This is a genomic window from Sphingobium sp. RSMS, from assembly GCF_005406185.4.
Taxonomy (GTDB): domain Bacteria; phylum Pseudomonadota; class Alphaproteobacteria; order Sphingomonadales; family Sphingomonadaceae; genus Sphingobium; species Sphingobium fuliginis.
Map to the genome: position 1 here is coordinate 2,395,271 of NZ_CM191257.1, position 20,211 is coordinate 2,415,481.

The window sequence follows — 20,211 nt, forward strand, 5'->3', positions numbered from 1 at the left end:
GAAAACCCCGCCAAATCAACGGTTTGGCGGGGTTTTTGTTTGCCTGCCGCAAGCCGTAGAGCCTGGCCATGCCCATCAATTTTTGGGCAAATTCTGGGCAAATCCTGGTCTCTTTGGGCAAATTCTGGGCATGCAAATGCCGGGCGATCGGAGCGAAATCCCGAGTCGCGCACACCGCCGAAATTATCTTGGACCGCAAGCGCTTCGCTTAGCTCGGGCTCCAAAAGGGTCGATCCCGCAGCCGCGCAGGAAGCGTACAAACGCTGCTCGCCCATCACGGCCGTTGCCTGCCGACGCATCCGTGCACTGCCACGAAGCCGGGCACCTCCATGGAATGGATGATCACCTTGCTGTCGCTTGGCATACTGTTCCAGTTCAGCATGCGCCCGTACCAATCAGGACGACAGCCTGCCCCAGACCTTCATAAAAGCTAACGCGCCTCACGCTGAAGCATTCGGAGCGAGACTCCCGGCGCAAGCGCGCGATCAGAGGGAACAGGAAGATAAGATGCTCTCCATTCGAACCCGTGGCAAGAACGGCATTTATTATATCCGAGGTACCGTCACGCTTGGCGACAAGCACATCGACGTCAAGGAGTTCAGTTCAGGAACGAGTGACCGCGATGCCGCGGCGCACCTGATGGCGGAACATGAGACGAAGCTGCGGCACCGGCTGATGTTCGGTCCGGCCGCGATTGTGGCGCAAGGCAAAATAGCCGACGCTTTTGAAAGCTACCTGACCAAGGCGAAGCCCCCCTGCCCGTCCGACATCCTGCGCATCGGCAAGCTAAACGGGCTGATCGGCGACTTCAGCCTGCGCGAGCCCAAACAAGCCTGGGAGCATTTTCGCCGCGCCTATCTGACCGGCCATGACCCGGCGGGTCAGGATCGCTATCGCGCCGTGTTCCAGGCCGCGATCAACGTCCATCACGACCTGCACGACCTTCCGCCCCTGCGCATCAAGGCGATCCCGTTCGACAATGAACGGGTGCGCTTTCTCAGCAAGGAAGACCGCGACCGGCTGATCGAGGCCTACTCACCGCACATACAGCCGATCATCACCCTGCTCGCCTTCCATGGCCCACGCATCCAGACGGCATTGCAGCTCCCGTGGGGTGTCGAGGGCGTTGATATAGAGCAAGGATCGATCCGGCTTAACCACAGCAAGAATGCCGTCATCCGGTCCGTTCCGATGCACCCCCGCGTCATGGATGTGCTGCGTCCGATCTGGGAGAAGCGAGGGCAGCCGACAAAGGGGCATGTTTTCCTCAACCGGTTGGGCAAGCCCTATTCCGACACCCGCAAGGCGAAGATCCCCGGCGGCAACCCGATCAGGAATCAGCACGCCACTGCGTGCAAGCGCGCAGAGATAGAGGATTTCACCGTCCATGACTGGCGCCACCACTGGGCATCGCACTGCGTCATGGCCGGGATCGACCTCATCACCATCATGAACATGGGCGGCTGGAAGTCGCTGCGCATGGTCCAGCGCTATTCCAGCGTCAGCGTCGATCACATGCGTGAATCCATCAATAGGCTCAGCTAAAGCGAGCCGCACGTCCGAGAAGGATTTGGGGCAGACCGCACAGTCTGCTCCATTTCCTGCGAGAACCGATAGCCTAGCGAAGCCGCCCATAGGGTGCAGCGCAATCAGAGAAAGCGCCTCGAGAGGTTGTTCAGTGGTTGAGCGAGCGACTGATGGCGGCATGGATTGTAGCCTGCCTCGCGGTCGATACCAGTTGCGGGTGTGAAGCCAGGTCCCCGCGCCTGTTGCGGCGGCCTGATGCATCTCGACAAAGTTTCGGGGGGAATATGAGAGCGGGATACCGCTATCTTCGAACACTTAGAGCGGAATTCCGCTTGATCTTCGAAATTTTTCCTGTAGCGATATCCCGCATAGTATATATTTTTAGAGCGGAATTCCGCATGCAAATGGATATTTTTTCTATCCTGGGGGATCAATTGCGTCATTGGCGCGGCAGACGCTCCATGAGTCAACTTGGATTGGCCCGGCGGCTTGGTCGTGATCGCGCGCGCATCTCTGAACTCGAACGTGATCTGATCGGCGGCCGCCGGGGTCGCGACCGCCTGACCCTATTCGCCGAGATCTGCGACGCGCTGGATCTGGTGCCCGTCCTCGTGCCACGCGCCCAGGCTAGCGCAGTCCGTGATCAGGTCGAAGGCGCGCGCGGCATCGACTTCAACCACCCGGTGCGCTCGACGTTCGAGGAGTTGTTCGTCGATCTCGATGAGGACGAAGAGGAGAACCGCTAGATGGGGAAGGCTTCCGCGATCCTCGGCGTTCACCTGCTTGATGCGAAGCTTGGGCCAGTGAAGGTAGGAACGCTCACGCGCGATGCCGACGGCGCGGTCGCCTTCACAGTGTCCGAATCCTATCTCCGCGACACGGCACGGCCCGTACTCAGCCTTGGCTGGTATGATCCGACGTCTGACGCAGGCACCCGCGACCGGCTTTCCGCTCGTGGCGACAAGATTGGCCTGCACGGCTCGATCCCGCCCTGGTTTGCCGGGTTGCTTCCCGAAGGCGCGCTTCGCGAACTGGTGCTCACCGAAATGGGTCCCGGGGATCATGACCAGTTCGACGTGCTCACCCGGCTGGGCGCCGACCTTCCCGGCGCCGTGCTGGTTACAGCCGAAACCGACACACCAGCCTCCGCCGGCCCTCTGGATCTGATATCTATAAAAGGCTTCAAGGCGGCCGAACCCAAGGGTGTGGTTAAATTCTCACTCGCCGGAGTCCAACTCAAATTCACCGCCAATATCGACGGCGAACGGCTTACACTTCCCGCCCGGGGCGACACCGGCCGCTGCATCATCAAGGTAGCAAGCGATACCTATCGCGGGCTTCCGGAAGCTGAGCATGGCGCAATGACGCTGGCGGGCATGATCGGCGTCGAGACAGCGCCTTGTCGGCTGATGCCGCGCGCCGCCGTCGCGGGTATACCCGACGAAATGCTCGAACACGGCGAGCAGGTATTGGTGGTCGATCGGTTCGATCGCGCAGCCGACGACACGCGCATTCACATTGAGGACGCCGGGCAGGTCATCGGAGCGATCGGGGATCGCAAATATACCATGGCCACCACCGAAACCGTCATCAACATGATCAGCCGCTTCAGTACTGACCGCCGCGCCGACATCCTCGAGGCAATCCGCCGCATTGTCGCGGACGTGCTGATCGGCAACGGCGATAATCACCTCAAGAACTGGTCCTTCCGTTTCCCTGAACCGGGGCAGGTCCGCTTGTCACCAGCCTACGACATTGTTCCGACTGTCCTTTTTCAGCCGCGCGACACGCTCGCTCTACGGTTCGTACGCACCCACAGCTTCGACACTGTCAACCTCCACCGATTCGAACGAGTGGCGAGCTTTCTGCGGGTGGACCCCAAGTGGGTCGTTCGCGAGGTCAAGGCGACGGTGGAACGTGCGTTGGACACTTGGCCAGCTACGGCGCCGGAACTTCTGGGCGAGCGGTGGTCGGGAACACTTCTCGCAAGGCTCAACACGCTGGCGCTGGTCCAGGAAGTGCGAGGTTCGGCAAAGATACCGATCGGCTCTTGAAGTTCGAGAGATGGCTGGACACCGTCCACGACTGGCGCCACCAACTGGGCATCGCACTGCCTCATGGCCGGGATCGACCTCATCACCATCATGAACATGGGCGGCTGGAAATCGCTGGGCATGGTCCAGCGCTATTCCAGCGTCAGTGTCGACCACATGCGTGAATCCATCAACAAGCTGAACTGAAGCGGATCAGGTAACATCAAAGAAGAATGTGGGGCAGGCGACGGAGACCAGCTCCACTTTTTCAGTCATACCATGAAAATCCACTCGCCACTCTCTGGGGTGCTGACAGGTCCATGAAACCCTCAAGGGATCCACGCCGCCTGGCGCTGCACATTACAGATCATATTCCCTAAACTTTGCAAACCCCCAGATTCCTATTCACCTCGATACTCCAGCGCCATCAGCTGTGCCTCACCAGGCCAACCAACGAGAAGCGTACCGGCAGGACCGCCGACCCTGCCGGTTCTACTCAGAGACCTATCACGCCGGCAAGACCGCCGATATCCGCGATTTGGTGGGTGGCATAATGAGGTAGGCTAGGCTCATGTCCGCGCGCGACGAACACGCGCGCACCGTAACCCAGATCACAGGCGGACATGTGATCATACCGAAAACTGGAAGATACGTGCATGGCTTCTTCGGGGGAGCACCCGAGCTGGTCGAACATATATTCGAAAGCCTGCAGCCGCGGCTTGTACGCCTGCGCATCCTCTGCCGTGAAGACATGGGCGAACGGAGCGCCGAGCTTGGCGACGTTTTCATGTATCTGTGCGTTATCCGCGTTGGAAAGAATCACCAGGGGGATTTCCTTGGCGACCTTGGCTAGGCCCTCGGGGACATCGGGATGAGGACCCCAGGTTGGAATGCTATTATAGATTTTGGATGCGTCCGCCTCGCGAAATTCCACGCTCCACTTCCGGCAGAGACGTTCGACGGAGTTCCGGACTACCTCATGCAATGGCTTCCAGTCGCCAAGAACTTCGTCGAGCCGGTATGCTTTAAAGTCCGCGAGAAAGGCCTCCATCTGCTCCGAGGCAATACGATCGGCAAACAGCTGACGGCCCATCGGCCCCATCTCGTAATTGGTCAGGGTGCCATAACAATCGAATGTGATGTATTTGGGTCTAAATTGGCTCATTGGAAATCCTTCCCGTTGTTCGTTCCGCACCGCGAGAACGCGACGGCCCCGCTGGCCCAATACTGGTTCAGCCAAGCAGAAGAAGATTCCGATTAAAGGCGAAGTGTGTAGACTTGTAGCCGTTTTTAACCACGAAACAGGCAATAAACGTGCCTTGTAGCATAGTAAGATCATGTCAGGGAGTTTTGAGACGAGGCGCGGATGCTTGACGATGACAAAGATGCCAGAAAGTCGAATGACAAAAAGGCGCTGCGCAGCGCACGCTGGTTCCGCAAGGATGATTTGCCGGGCTTCATTCACCGCTCCACGCTTGCGGCTGCCGGCTGGAACCGTCAGGACCTGATGGAGCGTCCGGTCGTCGGGATCCTCAATACCTGGTCCGACATCAATCCATGCAACATGAACCTCCGCGTCCTTGCAGAAGATGTGCGGACTGGGATCATAGAGGCAGGCGGAATCCCATTCGAGACGCCGCTGATGTCGCTCAGCGAAAACATCATCAAGCCCACCTCGTTTCCGTTTCGCAACCTTCTGGCCATGGAAGTGGAAGAGTGCGTTCGCGCCTATCCCTTTGATGCGGTAGTCCTGCTGGGCGGATGCGATAAGACACAGCCGGCGCTCATCATGGGAGCGGTAAGTGCAGGCGTGCCGTTTATCTTTCTCGCGAGTGGCCCCGCGACGCCGCGCTCGGCGACGGGCGGGAATCTCGCCAATGCCACCGGCGTTTGGCGAATGGTCGTCAAGTTGCGCGCTGGGGAGTTTGCGGAAGGGGAGTTCGCCGATTTTGAGCGCAATGTCATGGGAACGGTCGGACATTGTGCCGAAATGGGCACTGCATCGTCGATGGCGGTCATTTCCGAGGCACTGGGAATCTCCCTGCCGGGCAGCAGTCTTGTGCCTGCAGTCGATCGGCGCCGCAACCAAATTGCGCGGGAGGTGGGGCGCCGCAGCGTAATCCTCGCAAATGCTGCCGAAGCCGGGCGCACACTACTTGACGGGCGCGCATTCGACAATGCGATCACATTGCTCTGCGCCGTGGGCGGATCGACGAACGCGATCATCCACCTTCTGGCGCTTGCCGGGCGCGCCGGTGTGGACCTCTCGCTCGAACGTTTCGATGAGATTGGCCGCCGGGTGCCGCTGATTGCGAATGTTCAGCCGGCCGGCGAGCATCTGACCGAGCGATTGATGGCTGCGGGCGGGGTGCCGGCATTACTTAAGAGGCTCGCTCCCCTGCTCCATTTGGACGCCCGCAGCGTTAGCGGTCAAACGATCGGCGATGTCGTTTCGGCGGCCGAAATACTCGACGAAGACGTTATCCGTCCACTCGACAAGCCCGTTCGGATCGGAGAAACTCTAGCGGTTGTGCGGGGTAATCTTGCTCCCGATGGCGCCGTTATGAAGGTCTGCGCCGCGGAAGCCCGGCTGCTCAATCACCGTGGCCGGGCCGTCGTTTTCGAAGACGTTCAGACGATCGCCGATCGGATCGACGATCCCGCGCTCGGCATTGACGAGAACAGCATACTGATCCTGCGTAACGCCGGCCCCGTGGGTGCGGCTATGCCGGAATGGGGCATGCTGCCGCTGCCCCGCCATCTCCTGGCGCAAGGCATACGAGACATGTTGCGCATATCCGATGCTCGGATGAGCGGCACGGCTTATGGGGCCGCCATATTGCACGTCTCTCCCGAAGCGGCAGTCGGTGGGCCGCTGGCGCTGGTTCGCGACGGGGACATGATCGAATTCAATCTTGCAGAACGGAGGCTCGATCTGCTGGTGGACAGCGACGAGCTCGAGCGTCGACGTGCCCAATGGCAGGCACCACAGCCTCGCCACAACCGCGGCTATCGCTCGCTATATAGTCGCCACATCGAGCAAGCCCATCGTGGCTGCGACTTCGACTTCCTGCGCGGTGCCGAAAAGGATTCACTCCCCGACGGGCTGTTCGACGGCTGGGTGGGGGGATGGTAAATGGCGATCCTCTATCGCTCCGACGCGCCTCGCGCCGCAGCTTGGTCCCAGTTTTTCGCCAAGCATGCTCCCGACCTCGACTTTCGCGTCTGGCCGGATGCTGGAAACCTCGATGAGATCGAGTATCTGATTGCCTGGCAGGCGCCGCGTGAGTTCCTGACATCCTTGCCGCGGCTGAAGGTCTTGTTCTCGTCGGGCGCCGGCGTCGATCATGTCGATCTTTCCGCGGTGCCTGATCACGTCCCCCTCGTCCGCATGGTCGAACCGGGCATCATCGACGGCATGGTCGAATATGTGAGTCTCGCGGTTCTCGCGGTTCACCGTGATTTCTTCGACTATGTCGAGGCCCAAACATCGCGAGAATGGAACCCGCTCGAGGTTCCACCGGCTTCTTCCCGTACCATTGGGGTGATGGGAATGGGGGTTCTGGGCCGCGCGGTACTCGAAAGGCTGCGCAGCTATGGTTTTCGCCTCCGGGGCTGGAACCGGTCCCCGCGCACGATTATCGGTGTTGATAGCTATGCGGGGGCCGAACAATTCAACGAGTTCCTGAGTAGATGCGACGTTCTTGTGTGCCTGCTGCCACTCACGCCAAGCACTGTGGGTATATTGAACAGCAAGACATTCTCTGCCCTGCCTCATGGTGCGTCTATCATTAACGTCGGGCGAGGGCCTCATCTGGTCGAAGCCGACCTTCTGGCTGCCTTGGACAGCGGACATTTGAGCAGGGCCATCCTTGATGTCACTGAAACCGAGCCGCTCCCGCCCGAACATCCGCTGTGGGCGCACCCGCGGGTGTTTGTAACACCGCATGTGGCGAGCATGACCCAACCGGAGACGGCCGCACCGATCCTGCTCGACAACATTCGTCGAGATCAACGCAACGAACCGCTCATCGGCGTGATAGACCGATCCCGCGGCTATTGATCCAAGGTGGTGGGGCCACCGCTCAATCCTGTCATAGACGGGGCGCCCGCTACCAATAAGCGACAGACTTGACGGAGCGGGCACGGGGCCGGCCCTCTCGCCTCTCTGCCTGTCTACTGAGTTTGCCTGTGGGCGCCGGGCCTGACTTCAGACCCGGCAGTCAGATCGCCGCGATATTCAGCTTCGATCCATCGACCAGTCGGGACAGCCGGAACGGTACGGGATCCACGCTAGGCGTGTCGTTCGCGACAAGCTCTGCAGCCAGATAGCCAAGACCCGGACCCAATCCGAACCCATGCCCGGAGCAGCCCGCCGCGAGGACAAGGCCATCCACCCCGTCCACCTTCGATACGACAGGCACTGCGTCCGGCGTGCAATCGACGAAGCCACCCCAGGCACTATCAATCTCGATTTGGCCGAGTTGGGGGAAGGTCTTCCGTACACTCTCCACCACCTGGCTCACCAGCCATTTCAAAGGCGGAGGATCCAGCACGCGATTCTGTTCGAAAATCCGATCGTCGCCGGTCAGCAGGGCTTGCATTGAATCCGGCCCCGAAACGAACGATCGGCCGATGCCAAGCCGGACATTCTTCAGGCGACGGAAGAATTGCGGCATGAATTCACGGCTGTAACGGATAGCCTGCGGCGTGATTTCGAGGTTCGCCTTGCCACTGATCGCAAGCGTATAGCTGCCGTCCAGTCGGCGCGTGATCGTGCAGTAGGGTGTGGAGACCGCCTCGCCTATGTTGATCGTCGGGGTGGAACGTAGCGCGGTCTGTCGGATGCTCGCCTGAGGGAAGCTGATCCCGAGCGGCCTAAGGAATCGAGAGGACCAGGCGCCAGCGGCACACAGCACGGCGCTGGCCTTGATGTAGCCCTTCTCCGTGTGCACGCCCGCAATCTTTCCGTTGGCAAGCTCGATTGCCCGCGACGCGCATTCCTGGTGGATCGTCGCGCCCAAAGCCCTGGCCCCCTCGGCAATAGCCGGCGCGGCAAGGGCAGGCTCGGCCTTGCCGTCTTGTTCCGAATAGGTCCCGCCGACCCACTTGCCGCGCGCTTCGGGGACGCGCTCGGCCACTTCCGCCCGGCTCAGCACCTGGGTATCGACGTCGTATTCCCGGGCGATCTCGCGCCACTTTTCCCAACCGGCGAGCACGGCCTCGTCATGAGTCGCATAGACAAGGCCGCACCGTCGGAAGCCTAGGTCTCGATTAATTTCGCGCGTGAGTTCGTCCCACAGTCGCATGGAGAGCACGGAGAGCGGCAGTTCGCGCCGGTCGCGGTTCTGCTGGCGGCACCAACCCCAATTTCGGCTCGACTGTTCGCAAGCGACGTGGCCCTTCTCGAGGAGCGCCACAGAGAGGCCGCGCTTCGCTAGATAATAGGCCGCTGTAGAGCCGAGGATGCCGCCGCCAACGATGACGACGTCAGCCTCAGACGGAGGACGCTCGTCATTATGAATGCGCTCGACCTGGGGTGACATGTTTCAACGGACCTCGATGCAAAGAGGTGGAAGCGGGGTTCCATCATTCTTCATTGCATCTTGCACTTGATAGAATGCACCGAAATCACGCTGGATTTCGGAAGATTTTCGGGATTTGGCCGCTTGATTGATCGGAAACGCTCTGCCTGGCATGCCGCACCGGCTAGTAAGGGTTGGAGGGCGAGCAGACCGTCCATTTTAGACCAGGCAGTGACGGTTCGAAAAAAGATGCCCGCTGTGAGCACTTTCGAGGCGGGGCTGGCGATGGTGTCGCCCACGGATGAGCGACTTTGCGGCCGCCGCCGACGCAACTGACGGCCACTGAAAATGGCCCCGCCTCAGTAGGGGGACAGAGGCGGGGCCAAGACTTCTTCCAAAGGGGGAGAAGAGCAATGATATTGCGCCTTTCTGACCGAGTCGTCCATCGCGCAGATGGAACGGCTTTGGATGCGGCGCTATGCGTCCACCGACATAATCCTAAATTGCCACCCTGGCCCTTACCTCGCCAGCATATACGCATGCCAGCGACGAAATGGCTCCTTATCGCGCGAGTGCCGTAATATCTATCCGGAACGACCTTCATGAACAAAGTCATGCCAGTGGCGGCATGGCAGATGGATTGCCCGCCAAAATGCAAATCGGGTGGCCCTGATGAAAATTGTCCCGCCTCTTCGTGGAGGGAGGCACGAAGAGGCGGGAACGCGACCCTATGGCTTCTTGGCTCGGGATAAATGAAGGATAGCGCTTATCTTTGACCATGTCCCATAAGGAATCAAAGACTTGCTGAGAGATGGGTTCATATTGGTCACTCAAACTGACAGCTATTACGGGGTTTGATGCTCCTCCCGCCCCTCGGCCACCAGAACGAGATAGTCGCGTATTCGAGAGCGGAACTCCTCCGCCAGATGAATATGCATCCGGCGGCCATCCACGGTATCCGGCGCCCGGATCACGGCCCCCTTCTCGCACAGCTGATTGAGATAGCGCAGCGCCGTCGTATGCGGCGCTCCCGAAGCGATGCAGGCGCTGCTCACTGAAATGGCCTTTCCCTCTGTTTCGGCAGCGAAAAGGTCCAGCAGCATATGCCACGCCGGATCGATAGTGATGCCGAACGGTAACACCGCCTGCCGAGCATCGCTTTCTCGCAACAAGCGCCGCGCCAGAGAGCCAAGACGCTTCTCCGCCACGTCACCCATCGAAGAAGGGGTTTCCTGCCCCCCGGGATCGACAAGGATTTCGGAAGGTCCCGTCAGCGATCGAATGGTTTCGCTGAGGCGGGCAAGATCGTTTTCGATCGCCTTAAGATCTGTGGGGCGGAGCAGTGCTGCGCGTTGGCCGAACATGGCGGTCATCTTTGAATCCCCCCATTTTCGAGCCTTCTCGAGGCACGTTGATCCATCAGCACGCCGACGGCCATGACGATCAGGATGGGAATGCCCCAGGCGGTGGTCATGCTGTAATAGACCTTGGAAACCAGCTTGGGCGCTGCCCAGGCAACCAGGTGCGAACAGACGCCATTGAACTGGAAGGCCGCTGCCCAGATCGGCCACCATCGTGACGAGGTCAGCGCGAGATAGATGAACCCGATCAGCAGCAGCAGGTCGCCGCTGAACACCAGAGGGTTGGGCTTGCCGAATGGATGATGGCCACCCATTCCGATGTAGGTGAGCAGGCTCGCCAGCATGACGAGCAAGGCACCTGCTTTTCCTGCCCAGCCACCTTGGAGCCAGACATAAAGCGCTATGCAGATCAGAGCTGCATTGAAGGCGGCGGACAGATCCATTCGACTTCCCCGAGATAGGCGGTCTCTCAGGCGGCGGCACTGCCGGGTATATCGCCGAACAGCGACGGCACGCCCGCCTTGCCGCTCTGCATTTTCTCCCGGGGGCAGCCAAAAAGATTCTCGTCGGCGACCTCGGACCGCTTGCGGATGCGGTGCGCCTTGCTATGCGCCTCGACCAGGCTCTGGCGGCTTTGCAATATGGCGTTTGTGCAGCGCGTAAGGTCGGAAAAAATCTTCTGCCCGCTTAGAGGATCAAGTCCCATGGACCGCCCCACCTCGATCATGTTCGCGCTGGCCCGAAGCGTGTGGGCGAGTAAATCGTCGAGCTTGGCGTAAGCCATGTTCAGGTCGGTGACCACCGTCTGAGCGGCATTTTTGCTAAGCGGCATGGGGCTGTCAGCTTTGGACATGGGATCTCCTTGGACGACGAGCGTCGTCTTGAAAGTCGGATTGTCTGAACGCGCGACCGCTATGAAAAGAAAGACATGATCCACAGGCCGGCCGCGACGAGCGCGGCAACCGTTCCGCCGATCATGAGCGCCAGGCTCAGGATCCACTTCATGCGTTGCAACGCATCTAGATCATTGTCTCGACCTCCCAGCGGAGGGATGCGCAGCGCTTGATGTTCGACCGGCATCTCCTGCCCCCCAACAATCGACATTTGCGGGGCGATGGCAACCTCTTCCGGTTGATATATCAATGGCTGATATGTCTGCCGTCCCTCCACTTCAGAAAGGATGCGGGCGGCTTCGAAACGATCGGCAACCCCCAGCGCGCGCAATGCCTGGCGAACGCGCTGGTTCACTGCATGATCTGATTTGCCGATCTGCCTGGCGATCTGCTTGGTGTTGAGATTCTGGGCGACCAAGCGAAGACACTCTTTCTGCTTGTCAGTGAGGCGCGAGATGTCCGGGTCGCTCATGTGCTTATATCCGGCGTAGGGACGATGGCGCACAAATCGACCGGGGCGCCAAATTTCATTCGCATATTCATTCCGCCATGGTGCAAGGCTGCCCCTCCCTCAGCGCAGCGTGGGGCAGCGATTCGACGCCAAATTAGATAGTATTGTGATTCATGAACAGGCCGGCTTGGTCTGCTCGACCGCACGAAAGATCGGCGTGCGTCATGGCCAGGGCGCTGCCTCTCGACATCTTCGAGCCCCCTATCCCATTGCCGAACATGCGGGAGATGATGCAACACCATCAGGCACCCGGCCTCACCTGGTTGCGGCAACGGCTCAAGAAATCCGCATCGATGCAATGGGAAGGGCCGCCAAGTCTTCCATAGACGGCAAGACGATGGTGATCACTCTAATCTATCGTGAAATGTCGATGCATATTGTCAGATGAAAACCCATCGGATAAATCCGATGCATGGATCCGAACCTCGCTCTCAAAGCTCTTGCGGCGCTCGCACACCCCACGCGGCTCGATGCCTTTCGCCTGCTTGTCCGGCATGAGCCCGACGGTCTGTCCACGGGGGCGCTCGTCGAAGCCAGCGGCCTGAGCCAAAGCACCCTTTCCACCCATCTCGCTGTTCTGGCGAAGGCTGGCCTCGTCAGCGCCGACAAGCGCGGCCGGCATCAGATTCAGCGCGCCAATATCAACACGCTTCGCGGCCTCATGATCTTTCTCGCCAAGGATTGCTGTCAGGGCCGCGCCGAACTCTGCGAGCCGCTGCTCGCCGACCTCACTTGTTGCTGAAGGACCGGGCGCCCGTGACCACCATCGTCATCTATCACAATCCCGGCTGCGGAACTTCGCGGAACACGCTGGCGCTGATCCGCAATTCGGGGGTCGAGCCGCATGTCGTCGAATATCTGAGGACACCGCCGTCGCGCGCACTGCTCATCGAAATGATCGAGCGGGCCGGCATGACGCCGCGCGCACTCCTGCGCGAGAAAGGCACGCCTTATGCCGACCTCGGCCTGGGTGACGATACATTATCCGATGAAACCTTGATCGATGCGATGATGGCGCACCCCATTCTCATCAATCGTCCGCTGGTGGTGACGCCGCTCGGCGTGAAGCTCTGCCGGCCGTCCGAGGCAGTGCTCGACATCCTGCCGGATGCGCAGCGCGGAGCCTTCGCGAAGGAGGACGGCGAGCAGGTCGTCGATGGGGCGGGGAACCGCATCACGGCCGCGTGACCCGGCGTGCCGTCTTTGCCGAGGCGGCGGGCAGCTTCATGCTGTTCGCCACGGTCATCGGCTCGGGCATCATGGCCGAACGGCTTGCCGGCGGGAACGTCGCCATTGCCCTTCTCGGCAATACGCTCGCGACCGGCGCGATCCTGTTCGTCCTCATCACGATGTTCGGGCCGGTGTCCGGTTCCCATATGAACCCGGCCGTCACGCTGGTCATGCGGCTGCGCGGCCACATCCGCACCGATACGGCTATCGCTTACGTCGCTGCCCAACTCGTTGGCGGCATAGTTGGCGTCTGGCTCGCGCATCTGATGTTCGACCTGCCGATCCTCCAATTGTCGGGCAAGATCCGCAGCGGTCCCGGCCAGCTCGCGGGCGAAGCCATCGCGACATTCGGGCTGATCCTCGCCATCCTCGGAACGGCGAATATGCGGCCCGAGAGCATCCCCATCAGCGTCGCGCTCTACATCACCGCAGCCTATTGGTTCACCTCGTCGACCAGCTTCGCCAATCCTGCAATCACCATCGCCCGGTCGTTGAGCAACAGCTTCGCCGGGATCGCCCCGGCCTGCGTGCCCGCCTTCATCGCTGCCCAGCTTATCGGCGCGCTGGCCGCGCACTTCGTTGCCGGCACGATCTTCGCGGAACCGCATAGCGAGGCGGCTTAGATTGGATTTTCTTCGATACGATACTTACCAAGGAACCGTCATGACCCGCGTTCGCCTGCTTTACGATCCCGATCGCCTCCCGGCGCTTGACCCGGCCTATGTTATTTCCCGCCCGGCGCTGGGCCTTGGCGACGACCAGCCATCACCCCGCATCCTGCTACTCTACGGGTCGCTACGCGATCGATCCTTCTCGCGCTTCGCGGTCGAGGAAGCTGCCAGATTGCTTCAGCTATTCGGCGCTGAGACGCGCATATTCGATCCATCCGATCTACCGCTGCCCGACCAGGTCAAAGGCGACGATCATCCCGCTGTCCATGAACTGCGCGAGCTGTCGCTCTGGTCGGAAGGCCAGGTCTGGTGCAGCCCCGAGCGACACGGCGCGATTAGCGGCATCATGAAGGCGCAGATTGATCATCTGCCGCTCGAGATGAAGGGGATGCGGCCGACCCAGGGGCGCACATTGGCGGTCATGCAGGTGTCGGGCGGTTCGCAGTCGTTCAACGCGGTTAACACGCTGCGCCTTCTCGGACGGTGGATGCGGATGTTCACGATCCCCAACCAGTCGTCGGTCGCGATGGCCTATAAGGAGTTCGATGAGGCTGGCCGGATGAAGCCGTCGAGCTATTACGACCGCATCGTCGATGTGATGGAGGAACTGGTGCGGATGACCGTGCTGCTTCGTCCGCATGCTGGCCAGCTTGTCGATCGCTATTCGGAGCGGAAATCTGCAAAACTGGTGGTGAACCCCGAGACCGATCTGTCGTCGATCGCGATCGCGCACCAGCGGCAGTAAGGGCTTCTGTAGGGGAAAGCCTTCCCTGCCGCCGAGCCGCAGAGTCTCGGCCGCCCCTTCTGCGGGCGGGCTCAGCCCCCAGGCTGTGCAGAAACTCGCCATGCCGGCGGTGCCGCGAGCCAGGCCCTTCAGTCTCGAAGCGGCGCGACTCCGTTCAGCTCGGCCGGACCAATGCTCCGGTTCCGACAGTGTTCACTACCCGGATCATGTTGAAGGCCAGCACCGAAAGCGCCGCTTCCGCCTTCACTCTCCGCAATCCTCTGGTGAGGAACCTACCCCCACCAGACATTCGTTTGATGGTTCCGAACGGATGTTCGACCGTACATCGCCTGGTCCGCATCAGGCTGGGATCGGCATAGATCCGCGCGTCCATCCGATCGAACGCGCTCTGATCGAACAGTCGATGGACCGTGCGTTGGACGCCTGGCGTGCAGCGAGGCTTCAGGGCGCAGCTCTTGCACGCTGATGTCCGGTATCGGATCGCGCGGTTGCGAGTGTGCTTGCTGGACCGGCGTAAAGTTTGACCGGCTGGGCACCTGATCGTGTCGCTTTCGTCATCATAAACGAATTGAGTCTGCCGGAAGTGCTCCGTATTCATCGCGCCGCGCTTGATCGGTGCGGACACGATGATCGCCTCGGACTCGCAGCGGGCAACCTCCTCGGCGTTGGGGTAACCGCCGTCGGCCAGAACGTGCAATTCGTCAGCGTCCAGGACATCTTTGGCCGCCAACGATACCAGGTGGAGGAAATGGCTGTCGTTCGCGTCGTTGAACGCGTCGTGATGGATGATGAGGCCACTCTTCACATCGACCACCCTTTGAAGGTTGTAAGACGGCAGCTTCGGCGCGCGTGCGTAGCCCGCCATGTTGCGATAGACGCCGGGCATGGGCCGGCGAAGGCCCTCGTCGTAGACGGCTGCGCCTGCCGCACGCTCCGATGACGGTGGCGGGTACGTGATAGGGTCAAATGGTCTGTTCATGCCTCACTCCATTGTTTCCAAATTGATGAGGCACTCGGCGGCTTCGGCATGAAGCCTGCGATCCTGCACCGAGCGCAATCGATGCGGTCCGACATCACGGGGGCTGAACAGCCACCGTCAGAGGGGCCCGGTCGGCACCGATTGCCTCGTTCTGGTCGTGAGGATTTCAAGAGCCGGAGGCCCCTCGCCGGACTGCCGAACGGCGGACCGCACAGAGGAGCGGGCCAGTCGAAAATTCCCTCTTGAAACCCTTTCCCCCCTTCCTAACTTTTCTCTTGCCGGACGCTGATAACCGGGTCCGGTTGGACATGGAGAGCGCCGGCTCTCTCCGGCGCGTCTCATGCCCAAATTGCTCAATCAGGAGGATTTGGAAATGAGAACCAGTTTTGACTTTGCGCCCTACAGGCGCTCCACGGTCGGCTTTGACCGCCTCTTCAACCTGCTCGAATCGGGCATGCGCGAAGACGATGGCTATCCGCCTTTCGATATCGAGCGGCAGGGCGAGGACAGTTACCGCATCACGCTCGCGGTCCCCGGCTTCCGTCCCGACGAGATCGAGATCGTGGCGCAGCAGAACCAGCTGACCATCACCGGCAAGCGCGCCGAAGACAAGGACCAGGGGCAGTATGTGCATCGCGGCATCGCGGCCCAGCCCTTCGAGCGGCGGTTCCAGCTGGCCGACTTCGTCGAGGTTCGCTCGGCCAGCTTCGACAATGGCATGCTGAGGATCGACCTGCAGCGCGTGCTCCCCGAAGCGATGAAGCCGCGCAAGATCGAGATCAGCGGGAACACGCCGACCCAGACTCGGATCGAGGCGACGAAGGAGAAGAGTCTCGAGTCGGCCTAATCCCGACTTCCTCCCGCCGCCCTCGCGGGCGGCGGGATTCACTCAACTCTCTAGCCAGAAAAGGAGATGACCTCATGGCTTTTCGTGATCTGATCCCCTGGAGCCGGCAGGAGAACCGGCTCCCCGCCACGGTCAGCGCCGAGCGCGACCGGAGCGACCACCCGTTGCTGTCGCTTCACCGCGAGGTGAACCGGCTGTTCGACGACGTCTTCCGCGGTTTCGGCGTGCCGTCACTCGGCGGGTTCGACGGCAGCCTGTCGTGGCCCAATGTCGAGCTCGGCGAGACCGAAAAGGACATCCGCGTCACGGCCGAACTCCCCGGCCTCGATGAGAAGGACCTCGACATCACCGTTGAGGAAGGCGTGCTGACGCTGCGCGGCGAGAAGAAATCCGAGGTCGAAGACAAGGACCGCGGCTACAGCGAGCGCAGCTATGGACGCTTCGAACGGCGGATCGGCCTTCCGCGTGGCGTCGAACAGGAAAAGGCGAGCGCGACCTTCAAAAATGGCGTGCTGACCGTCACCCTGCCAAAGTCGGAGGCGGCGAATGAGAATGTCCGCCGCATTCCGATCAATGCGAGGGCCGCATGACGGCGCGGCCCGGGGCTTTAGCCCCGGGCCGACCCTCCAGCCGCAGGACGTTCCGCCCGAGCCGGAGAGCCGTGCCGCCAACGACAATCATGGTTCTGGCCCAAGCCGCGCAAGCGCGCTACCGCCGGATGCCTCGGCGATCATCGAGCCGGTGCCGATCGCGGTCAACCAGTCCGGTCGCGTCCAAGGAGCATGTGGCGGCTGCGCTTCGCCGAGCGCTGGAGCTCGCGCGCCGATTCGCTGATGGGATGGGCAGGAGGAGGCGATCCGCTTGCGCAGATCGAACTCCGCTTTCCCGACCTAGAAGTGGCCGTGCGCTATTGTCGGCGCGAAGGCGTGTCCTTCGAGGTTCGTGGAGTGGCACGATCGGGCCGTTCCATGCAGCCCCGGCTCACCGATCAAGCCCCGCCGAAGTTGTGCTGCTGGCCCACAGGTCCGCACGCGCGATGCGGCAGCCGGTATGCGGCCGTGCTTGAGGGCACCCAAAGCCTGGGAACAACGGTTGGCGGCGGCGGAATAGCATTTTCACATTCACCATGATCAGAGGAGACGATTGATGCGAAAAATTCGTGCAGCCGTCCTGGCTGGGGTGGCGGCGGTCGCCGTCATGGGCACCGCGCTGGCGGCGAGCCACGACCGTCATGTGATGAAGGTCGGCCTACCGGACGGCACGGTAGCCCGCATAGAATATCAGGGTAATGTGGCGCCGAAAGTCACGTTCGCGCCAGCCTCCAGCCTGGCGCCGATCGCCTGGTTCGATCCGTTCGAGGCGGCTCCATTCGCCCTGTTCGATCGGATCGCGGCCGACTTGGACCGGCAAAGCGACCTGATGATGCGCCAGGTCCACGCATTGCCGCTCCCGGCGATCGCCGATGATGGGAAGATCGACTTGACGGCGCTGCGCAGCCTGCCTCCGGGCACCGTCAGCTACAGTTTTGTCTCGACGATCAATGGCGGAAGCACGTGCAGCCGAAGCGTACGGGCCACCTCGCTCGGCTCGGGCCGGCAACCCAGCGTCGTGTCGAACAGTTCAGGTGATTGCCGCGAAGCGCCGTCGGCAACGGTCGTCCATCCGGACCGGACCGACGCGCTGCGCCGAACATGACGCAATCTGCTGATGGTCAACGCGGGAGGTTGTTCAAAGTCGCCTGTATCATAGGGGAGCGCCGCTGGCGCCGCTCCCTTTACGAGTCTGCAGTTGCTTAGCTCATGCACGTAACAGCCGGTATCCTCTCGAGCTTCATCACCCTGCTCGTCACGATCGGTCCGATCGAAACGGCGGTGGTCTTCGCCGGCCTGACGGCTGGGATTCATCGCAGCGAGCGGATCAGCCTCGCCGCCCGATCGGTCATAATCGCCTCTGGCGTCTTGCTGCTTTTCGCAGTGGCGGGCGGCACGGTTCTCTCGCTCCTGCATATTTCGCTACCGGCATTCCGCGTGGCGGGCGGCGTGCTGCTGTTCCTCCAGGCAATGACGCTCACCTTCTCGAGCCCGGGACTCTCGTCGATCAGCGAGGGCGAGCGCCGGGAAGCCGAGGGGCCCGGCGACATCGCGGTCTTCCCGCTGGCGTTTCCGTTGATTGCGGGTCCGGGCAGCCTTTCGGCCGCCGTACTGGTCATGGGCCGCACCGAGGGCTGGATCGAGGGGAGCGGCGTGCTCGCGATGATCATCGCCTGCATGGTGCTGACCTGGCTGGCGATGCTCACCGCAGACCGTCTCGTCCTGCTGCTCGGCAGCACCGGTGCCGACGTGGTGGGCCGCCTCTCCGGCGTGCTTCTCGCCGGACTCGCCGTCCAGTTCATCTTCGATGGCCTCGCGGCCGCGCCCTTCCTTGTCGGCTGAATCACCCACTATGCGGCCTGATCGAGCACCCGAAGCACCCGGTCGAGCATGGCGGCATTGGAAGCTGCCTTGGCAGCTCACGGCGGGCGAAGCGCTGCAGCAGTGCCAAATCCCGCCGCGGCAACCGCAGCGTGATCAGACTTTGCCCCAGTGCATCCGGGGGAATATGCTCAGCCGCCTTGCCGGATCGCAGGAAGTGATCGAGGAGCCGCTTGCGATCGGCAAAGCTCCAGCCCAACGCTTCCAGCTCGTCCGGCGGTGCCGACAGCAGCGCGAGCGCGAACTCCATGATGTGGTCGAAGGCGAGGACGAGGCGCACCGTCCGTCCGCCCCGCTTGCGCCAGCGCTCGGCAAGACCGGCGTCATGGGAGCGGGATGATACCATCGACCGCGCGCCATTCCCTGGGTCCGATCAGTCGGCCGTGGGCGATCCGAACCGAATGGAGCGCTGCCTCGATCTCGCGCCGCCAATGGTCGAGGAAATCGAACAGCACGGGGAAATCAGGCGCGAGATCATATTCCTGCCAGACGAACAGCTGGAGAAGCGACGGCGCATCGGGCCGGTAATAATGGATCTCGGCGGTCGTGAGACCGTAGCCCTCCAGCTGTGCGATAAAGCCGCGATCGGTCATTGCAGCGAGCGGCCGTCCGTCCGCGCTTCATCGAGCGAGCGCATGGCAGCCAAGACCTCGTTGATCGGCACGGCGCGTCTGGCACCGGGCGGCTTGCGCAGCGCCGGCTGGTCCTTCACCGCGGAGCGGTCGGACGTCCAGGAGGCGAGGATGGCCCGCTCTACTTCGGGTTCGAGACTTGGATGGTGCGCAACGTCAAACGGGTGCAGAAATCGGGAAAATGGCTGCGACATGGCCGTGACTCCTTTCCTTGTGTCGCTCCTTTCTCATGCGCGCGGTGGTGACGCAGACGGGAGAAGATTTGGTGACACCTTGAGTCGCGTCAAGAGGGAAGATGTGGGCACATGGCGCTGAAAATGGCTGAATTGGCACTCCGGGGAAGCGAGTGCCAAAAAATTTCATTCCATCTCTTGATCGGAAAAATCTCTTTACCTAGTTCTTGCGAACCTGTCGTTCCGATGAACGGCAGGCTTGTCCCATTCTGTTTTGCATCTGGAGGTTATGCATGCATTTCCGCCCCTTGCACGACCGTGTGGTCGTCCGCCGCATCGAAGCCGAGGAGAAGACCTCGGGCGGCATCATCATTCCCGACACGGCCAAGGAAAAGCCGCAGGAAGGCGAAATCGTCGCCGTTGGGCCCGGCGCGCGTGACGACAGCGGTCAGTTCGTCGAGCTGTCCGTCAAGGCCGGCGACCGCATCCTGTTCGGCAAATGGTCGGGCACCGAGGTCAAGATCGGTGGCGAGGATTTGCTCATCATGAAGGAGAGCGACATTCTCGGCGTGATCGACACTGTCGTGCCTCTGAAGCAGGCGGCCTGAGCCAG

General features: G+C 61.3%; 27 protein-coding genes. 17 read left to right on the top strand and 10 right to left on the bottom strand.

Features of this window, described 5'->3' with window-relative positions:
• Nucleotides 1-507: 507 nt before the first annotated feature.
• The 4 genes from EGM87_RS11535 to EGM87_RS11550 all read left to right on the top strand — a co-directional run bounded on the left by EGM87_RS11535 (nucleotide 508) and on the right by EGM87_RS11550 (nucleotide 3,767).
• Nucleotides 508-1,545 carry a tyrosine-type recombinase/integrase gene (locus tag EGM87_RS11535; protein WP_048578270.1) on the top strand — a complete coding sequence of 346 codons (1,038 nt, stop codon included), beginning with the start codon at nucleotides 508-510 and terminating at the stop codon, nucleotides 1,543-1,545.
• 380 nt (nucleotides 1,546-1,925) lie between these two features.
• The gene (locus tag EGM87_RS11540) at nucleotides 1,926-2,273 is read left to right on the top strand and encodes a helix-turn-helix domain-containing protein (protein WP_025551779.1); all 348 of its coding nucleotides are present in this window, start codon (nucleotides 1,926-1,928) and stop codon (nucleotides 2,271-2,273) included.
• Nucleotides 2,274-3,581, top strand: a complete 1,308-nt coding sequence (locus EGM87_RS11545; RefSeq protein WP_025551780.1) for a type II toxin-antitoxin system HipA family toxin — start codon at nucleotides 2,274-2,276, stop codon at nucleotides 3,579-3,581.
• Between the two features lie 63 nt (nucleotides 3,582-3,644).
• On the top strand, nucleotides 3,645-3,767 hold the full coding sequence (locus tag EGM87_RS11550; RefSeq protein WP_257554349.1) for a hypothetical protein: 123 nt from the start codon (nucleotides 3,645-3,647) through the stop codon (nucleotides 3,765-3,767).
• Nucleotides 3,768-4,056: 289 nt separating this feature from the next.
• On the opposite strand, the gene EGM87_RS11555 is transcribed toward EGM87_RS11550, so the two are convergent.
• Nucleotides 4,057-4,725: a haloacid dehalogenase type II gene (locus tag EGM87_RS11555; protein ID WP_099186142.1), complete on the bottom strand. Its 669-nt coding sequence runs from the start codon at nucleotides 4,723-4,725 to the stop codon at nucleotides 4,057-4,059.
• 201 nt (nucleotides 4,726-4,926) lie between these two features.
• Between EGM87_RS11555 and EGM87_RS11560 the strand changes: the two genes are divergently transcribed.
• Nucleotides 4,927-6,696, top strand: a complete 1,770-nt coding sequence (locus EGM87_RS11560) for a dihydroxy-acid dehydratase (RefSeq protein ID WP_137710321.1) — start codon at nucleotides 4,927-4,929, stop codon at nucleotides 6,694-6,696.
• Complete coding sequence (locus EGM87_RS11565) at nucleotides 6,697-7,623, top strand: 2-hydroxyacid dehydrogenase (protein ID WP_044660222.1); 927 nt, start codon at nucleotides 6,697-6,699, stop codon at nucleotides 7,621-7,623.
• Between the two features lie 160 nt (nucleotides 7,624-7,783).
• Here EGM87_RS11565 and EGM87_RS11570 read toward each other — a convergent pair whose 3' ends face one another.
• The 5 genes from EGM87_RS11570 to EGM87_RS11590 all read right to left on the bottom strand — a co-directional run bounded on the left by EGM87_RS11570 (nucleotide 7,784) and on the right by EGM87_RS11590 (nucleotide 11,811).
• Nucleotides 7,784-9,106, bottom strand: a complete 1,323-nt coding sequence (locus EGM87_RS11570; protein ID WP_137710320.1) for an NAD(P)/FAD-dependent oxidoreductase — start codon at nucleotides 9,104-9,106, stop codon at nucleotides 7,784-7,786.
• 824 nt (nucleotides 9,107-9,930) lie between these two features.
• Nucleotides 9,931-10,458 (bottom strand): helix-turn-helix domain-containing protein, encoded by a 528-nt coding sequence (locus tag EGM87_RS11575; RefSeq protein WP_025551790.1) that lies wholly within the window; start codon nucleotides 10,456-10,458, stop codon nucleotides 9,931-9,933.
• Nucleotides 10,455-10,889 carry a hypothetical protein gene (locus EGM87_RS11580; RefSeq protein ID WP_025551792.1) on the bottom strand — a complete coding sequence of 145 codons (435 nt, stop codon included), beginning with the start codon at nucleotides 10,887-10,889 and terminating at the stop codon, nucleotides 10,455-10,457. Before EGM87_RS11580 ends, EGM87_RS11575 begins: the two co-directional genes overlap by 4 nt.
• A 26-nt stretch (nucleotides 10,890-10,915) precedes the next feature.
• Nucleotides 10,916-11,299 carry a hypothetical protein gene (locus EGM87_RS11585; RefSeq protein ID WP_025551794.1) on the bottom strand — a complete coding sequence of 128 codons (384 nt, stop codon included), beginning with the start codon at nucleotides 11,297-11,299 and terminating at the stop codon, nucleotides 10,916-10,918.
• A 59-nt stretch (nucleotides 11,300-11,358) separates the two neighbouring features.
• Nucleotides 11,359-11,811 carry a helix-turn-helix domain-containing protein gene (locus tag EGM87_RS11590; RefSeq protein ID WP_044660225.1) on the bottom strand — a complete coding sequence of 151 codons (453 nt, stop codon included), beginning with the start codon at nucleotides 11,809-11,811 and terminating at the stop codon, nucleotides 11,359-11,361.
• Between the two features lie 145 nt (nucleotides 11,812-11,956).
• On the opposite strand from EGM87_RS11590, the gene EGM87_RS11595 reads away from it, so the two are divergent.
• Genes EGM87_RS11595 through arsH form a run of 5 tightly spaced genes read left to right on the top strand, consistent with a single transcriptional unit; the run spans nucleotide 11,957 to nucleotide 14,496 of the window.
• Entirely contained in the window at nucleotides 11,957-12,238 is a 282-nt protein-coding gene (locus EGM87_RS11595) for a hypothetical protein (RefSeq protein ID WP_146001621.1), read from the top strand.
• 24 nt (nucleotides 12,239-12,262) lie between these two features.
• Nucleotides 12,263-12,592 (top strand): ArsR/SmtB family transcription factor, encoded by a 330-nt coding sequence (locus tag EGM87_RS11600; RefSeq protein WP_044660226.1) that lies wholly within the window; start codon nucleotides 12,263-12,265, stop codon nucleotides 12,590-12,592.
• Between the two features lie 14 nt (nucleotides 12,593-12,606).
• Nucleotides 12,607-13,038, top strand: coding sequence for an arsenate reductase (glutaredoxin) (gene arsC, locus EGM87_RS11605; RefSeq protein ID WP_044660227.1), 432 nt, complete (start codon nucleotides 12,607-12,609; stop codon nucleotides 13,036-13,038).
• A complete protein-coding gene (locus tag EGM87_RS11610; RefSeq protein ID WP_099186148.1) occupies nucleotides 13,035-13,703 on the top strand; it encodes an aquaporin in 669 nt (222 codons plus the stop codon). Before arsC ends, EGM87_RS11610 begins: the two co-directional genes overlap by 4 nt.
• Before the next feature lie 40 nt (nucleotides 13,704-13,743).
• On the top strand, nucleotides 13,744-14,496 hold the full coding sequence (gene arsH, locus EGM87_RS11615; RefSeq protein WP_099186149.1) for an arsenical resistance protein ArsH: 753 nt from the start codon (nucleotides 13,744-13,746) through the stop codon (nucleotides 14,494-14,496).
• Between the two features lie 154 nt (nucleotides 14,497-14,650).
• Here arsH and EGM87_RS11620 read toward each other — a convergent pair whose 3' ends face one another.
• Nucleotides 14,651-15,475, bottom strand: coding sequence for a transposase (locus tag EGM87_RS11620; RefSeq protein WP_216614555.1), 825 nt, complete (start codon nucleotides 15,473-15,475; stop codon nucleotides 14,651-14,653).
• A gap of 373 nt (nucleotides 15,476-15,848) precedes the next feature.
• Between EGM87_RS11620 and EGM87_RS11625 the strand changes: the two genes are divergently transcribed.
• From EGM87_RS11625 to EGM87_RS11645, 5 genes are all read left to right on the top strand, one after another.
• On the top strand, nucleotides 15,849-16,322 hold the full coding sequence (locus tag EGM87_RS11625; protein ID WP_025548302.1) for an Hsp20 family protein: 474 nt from the start codon (nucleotides 15,849-15,851) through the stop codon (nucleotides 16,320-16,322).
• A gap of 74 nt (nucleotides 16,323-16,396) precedes the next feature.
• Nucleotides 16,397-16,912 (top strand): Hsp20/alpha crystallin family protein, encoded by a 516-nt coding sequence (locus EGM87_RS11630; RefSeq protein ID WP_025548303.1) that lies wholly within the window; start codon nucleotides 16,397-16,399, stop codon nucleotides 16,910-16,912.
• 192 nt (nucleotides 16,913-17,104) lie between these two features.
• On the top strand, nucleotides 17,105-17,452 hold the full coding sequence (locus EGM87_RS11635) for an NADH dehydrogenase ubiquinone Fe-S protein 4 (RefSeq protein ID WP_128830709.1): 348 nt from the start codon (nucleotides 17,105-17,107) through the stop codon (nucleotides 17,450-17,452).
• Nucleotides 17,453-17,468: 16 nt separating this feature from the next.
• A complete protein-coding gene (locus tag EGM87_RS11640) occupies nucleotides 17,469-18,017 on the top strand; it encodes a hypothetical protein (protein ID WP_137710317.1) in 549 nt (182 codons plus the stop codon).
• A 104-nt stretch (nucleotides 18,018-18,121) separates the two neighbouring features.
• Nucleotides 18,122-18,754, top strand: coding sequence for a MarC family protein (locus EGM87_RS11645; protein ID WP_044660232.1), 633 nt, complete (start codon nucleotides 18,122-18,124; stop codon nucleotides 18,752-18,754).
• Between the two features lies 1 nt (nucleotide 18,755).
• Here EGM87_RS11645 and EGM87_RS11650 read toward each other — a convergent pair whose 3' ends face one another.
• Genes EGM87_RS11650 through EGM87_RS11660 form a run of 3 tightly spaced genes read right to left on the bottom strand, consistent with a single transcriptional unit; the run spans nucleotide 18,756 to nucleotide 19,619 of the window.
• Complete coding sequence (locus EGM87_RS11650; RefSeq protein ID WP_244968613.1) at nucleotides 18,756-19,139, bottom strand: hypothetical protein; 384 nt, start codon at nucleotides 19,137-19,139, stop codon at nucleotides 18,756-18,758.
• Entirely contained in the window at nucleotides 19,117-19,386 is a 270-nt protein-coding gene (locus EGM87_RS11655) for an usg protein (protein ID WP_025548307.1), read from the bottom strand. The genes EGM87_RS11650 and EGM87_RS11655 overlap by 23 nt, the downstream gene beginning before the upstream one ends.
• Nucleotides 19,383-19,619 carry a hypothetical protein gene (locus tag EGM87_RS11660; RefSeq protein WP_048577279.1) on the bottom strand — a complete coding sequence of 79 codons (237 nt, stop codon included), beginning with the start codon at nucleotides 19,617-19,619 and terminating at the stop codon, nucleotides 19,383-19,385. The genes EGM87_RS11655 and EGM87_RS11660 overlap by 4 nt, the downstream gene beginning before the upstream one ends.
• 272 nt (nucleotides 19,620-19,891) lie before the next feature.
• Between EGM87_RS11660 and groES the strand changes: the two genes are divergently transcribed.
• The gene (groES, locus tag EGM87_RS11665; RefSeq protein ID WP_025548310.1) at nucleotides 19,892-20,206 is read left to right on the top strand and encodes a co-chaperone GroES; all 315 of its coding nucleotides are present in this window, start codon (nucleotides 19,892-19,894) and stop codon (nucleotides 20,204-20,206) included.
• The last annotated feature ends 5 nt before the right edge of the window (nucleotides 20,207-20,211 follow it).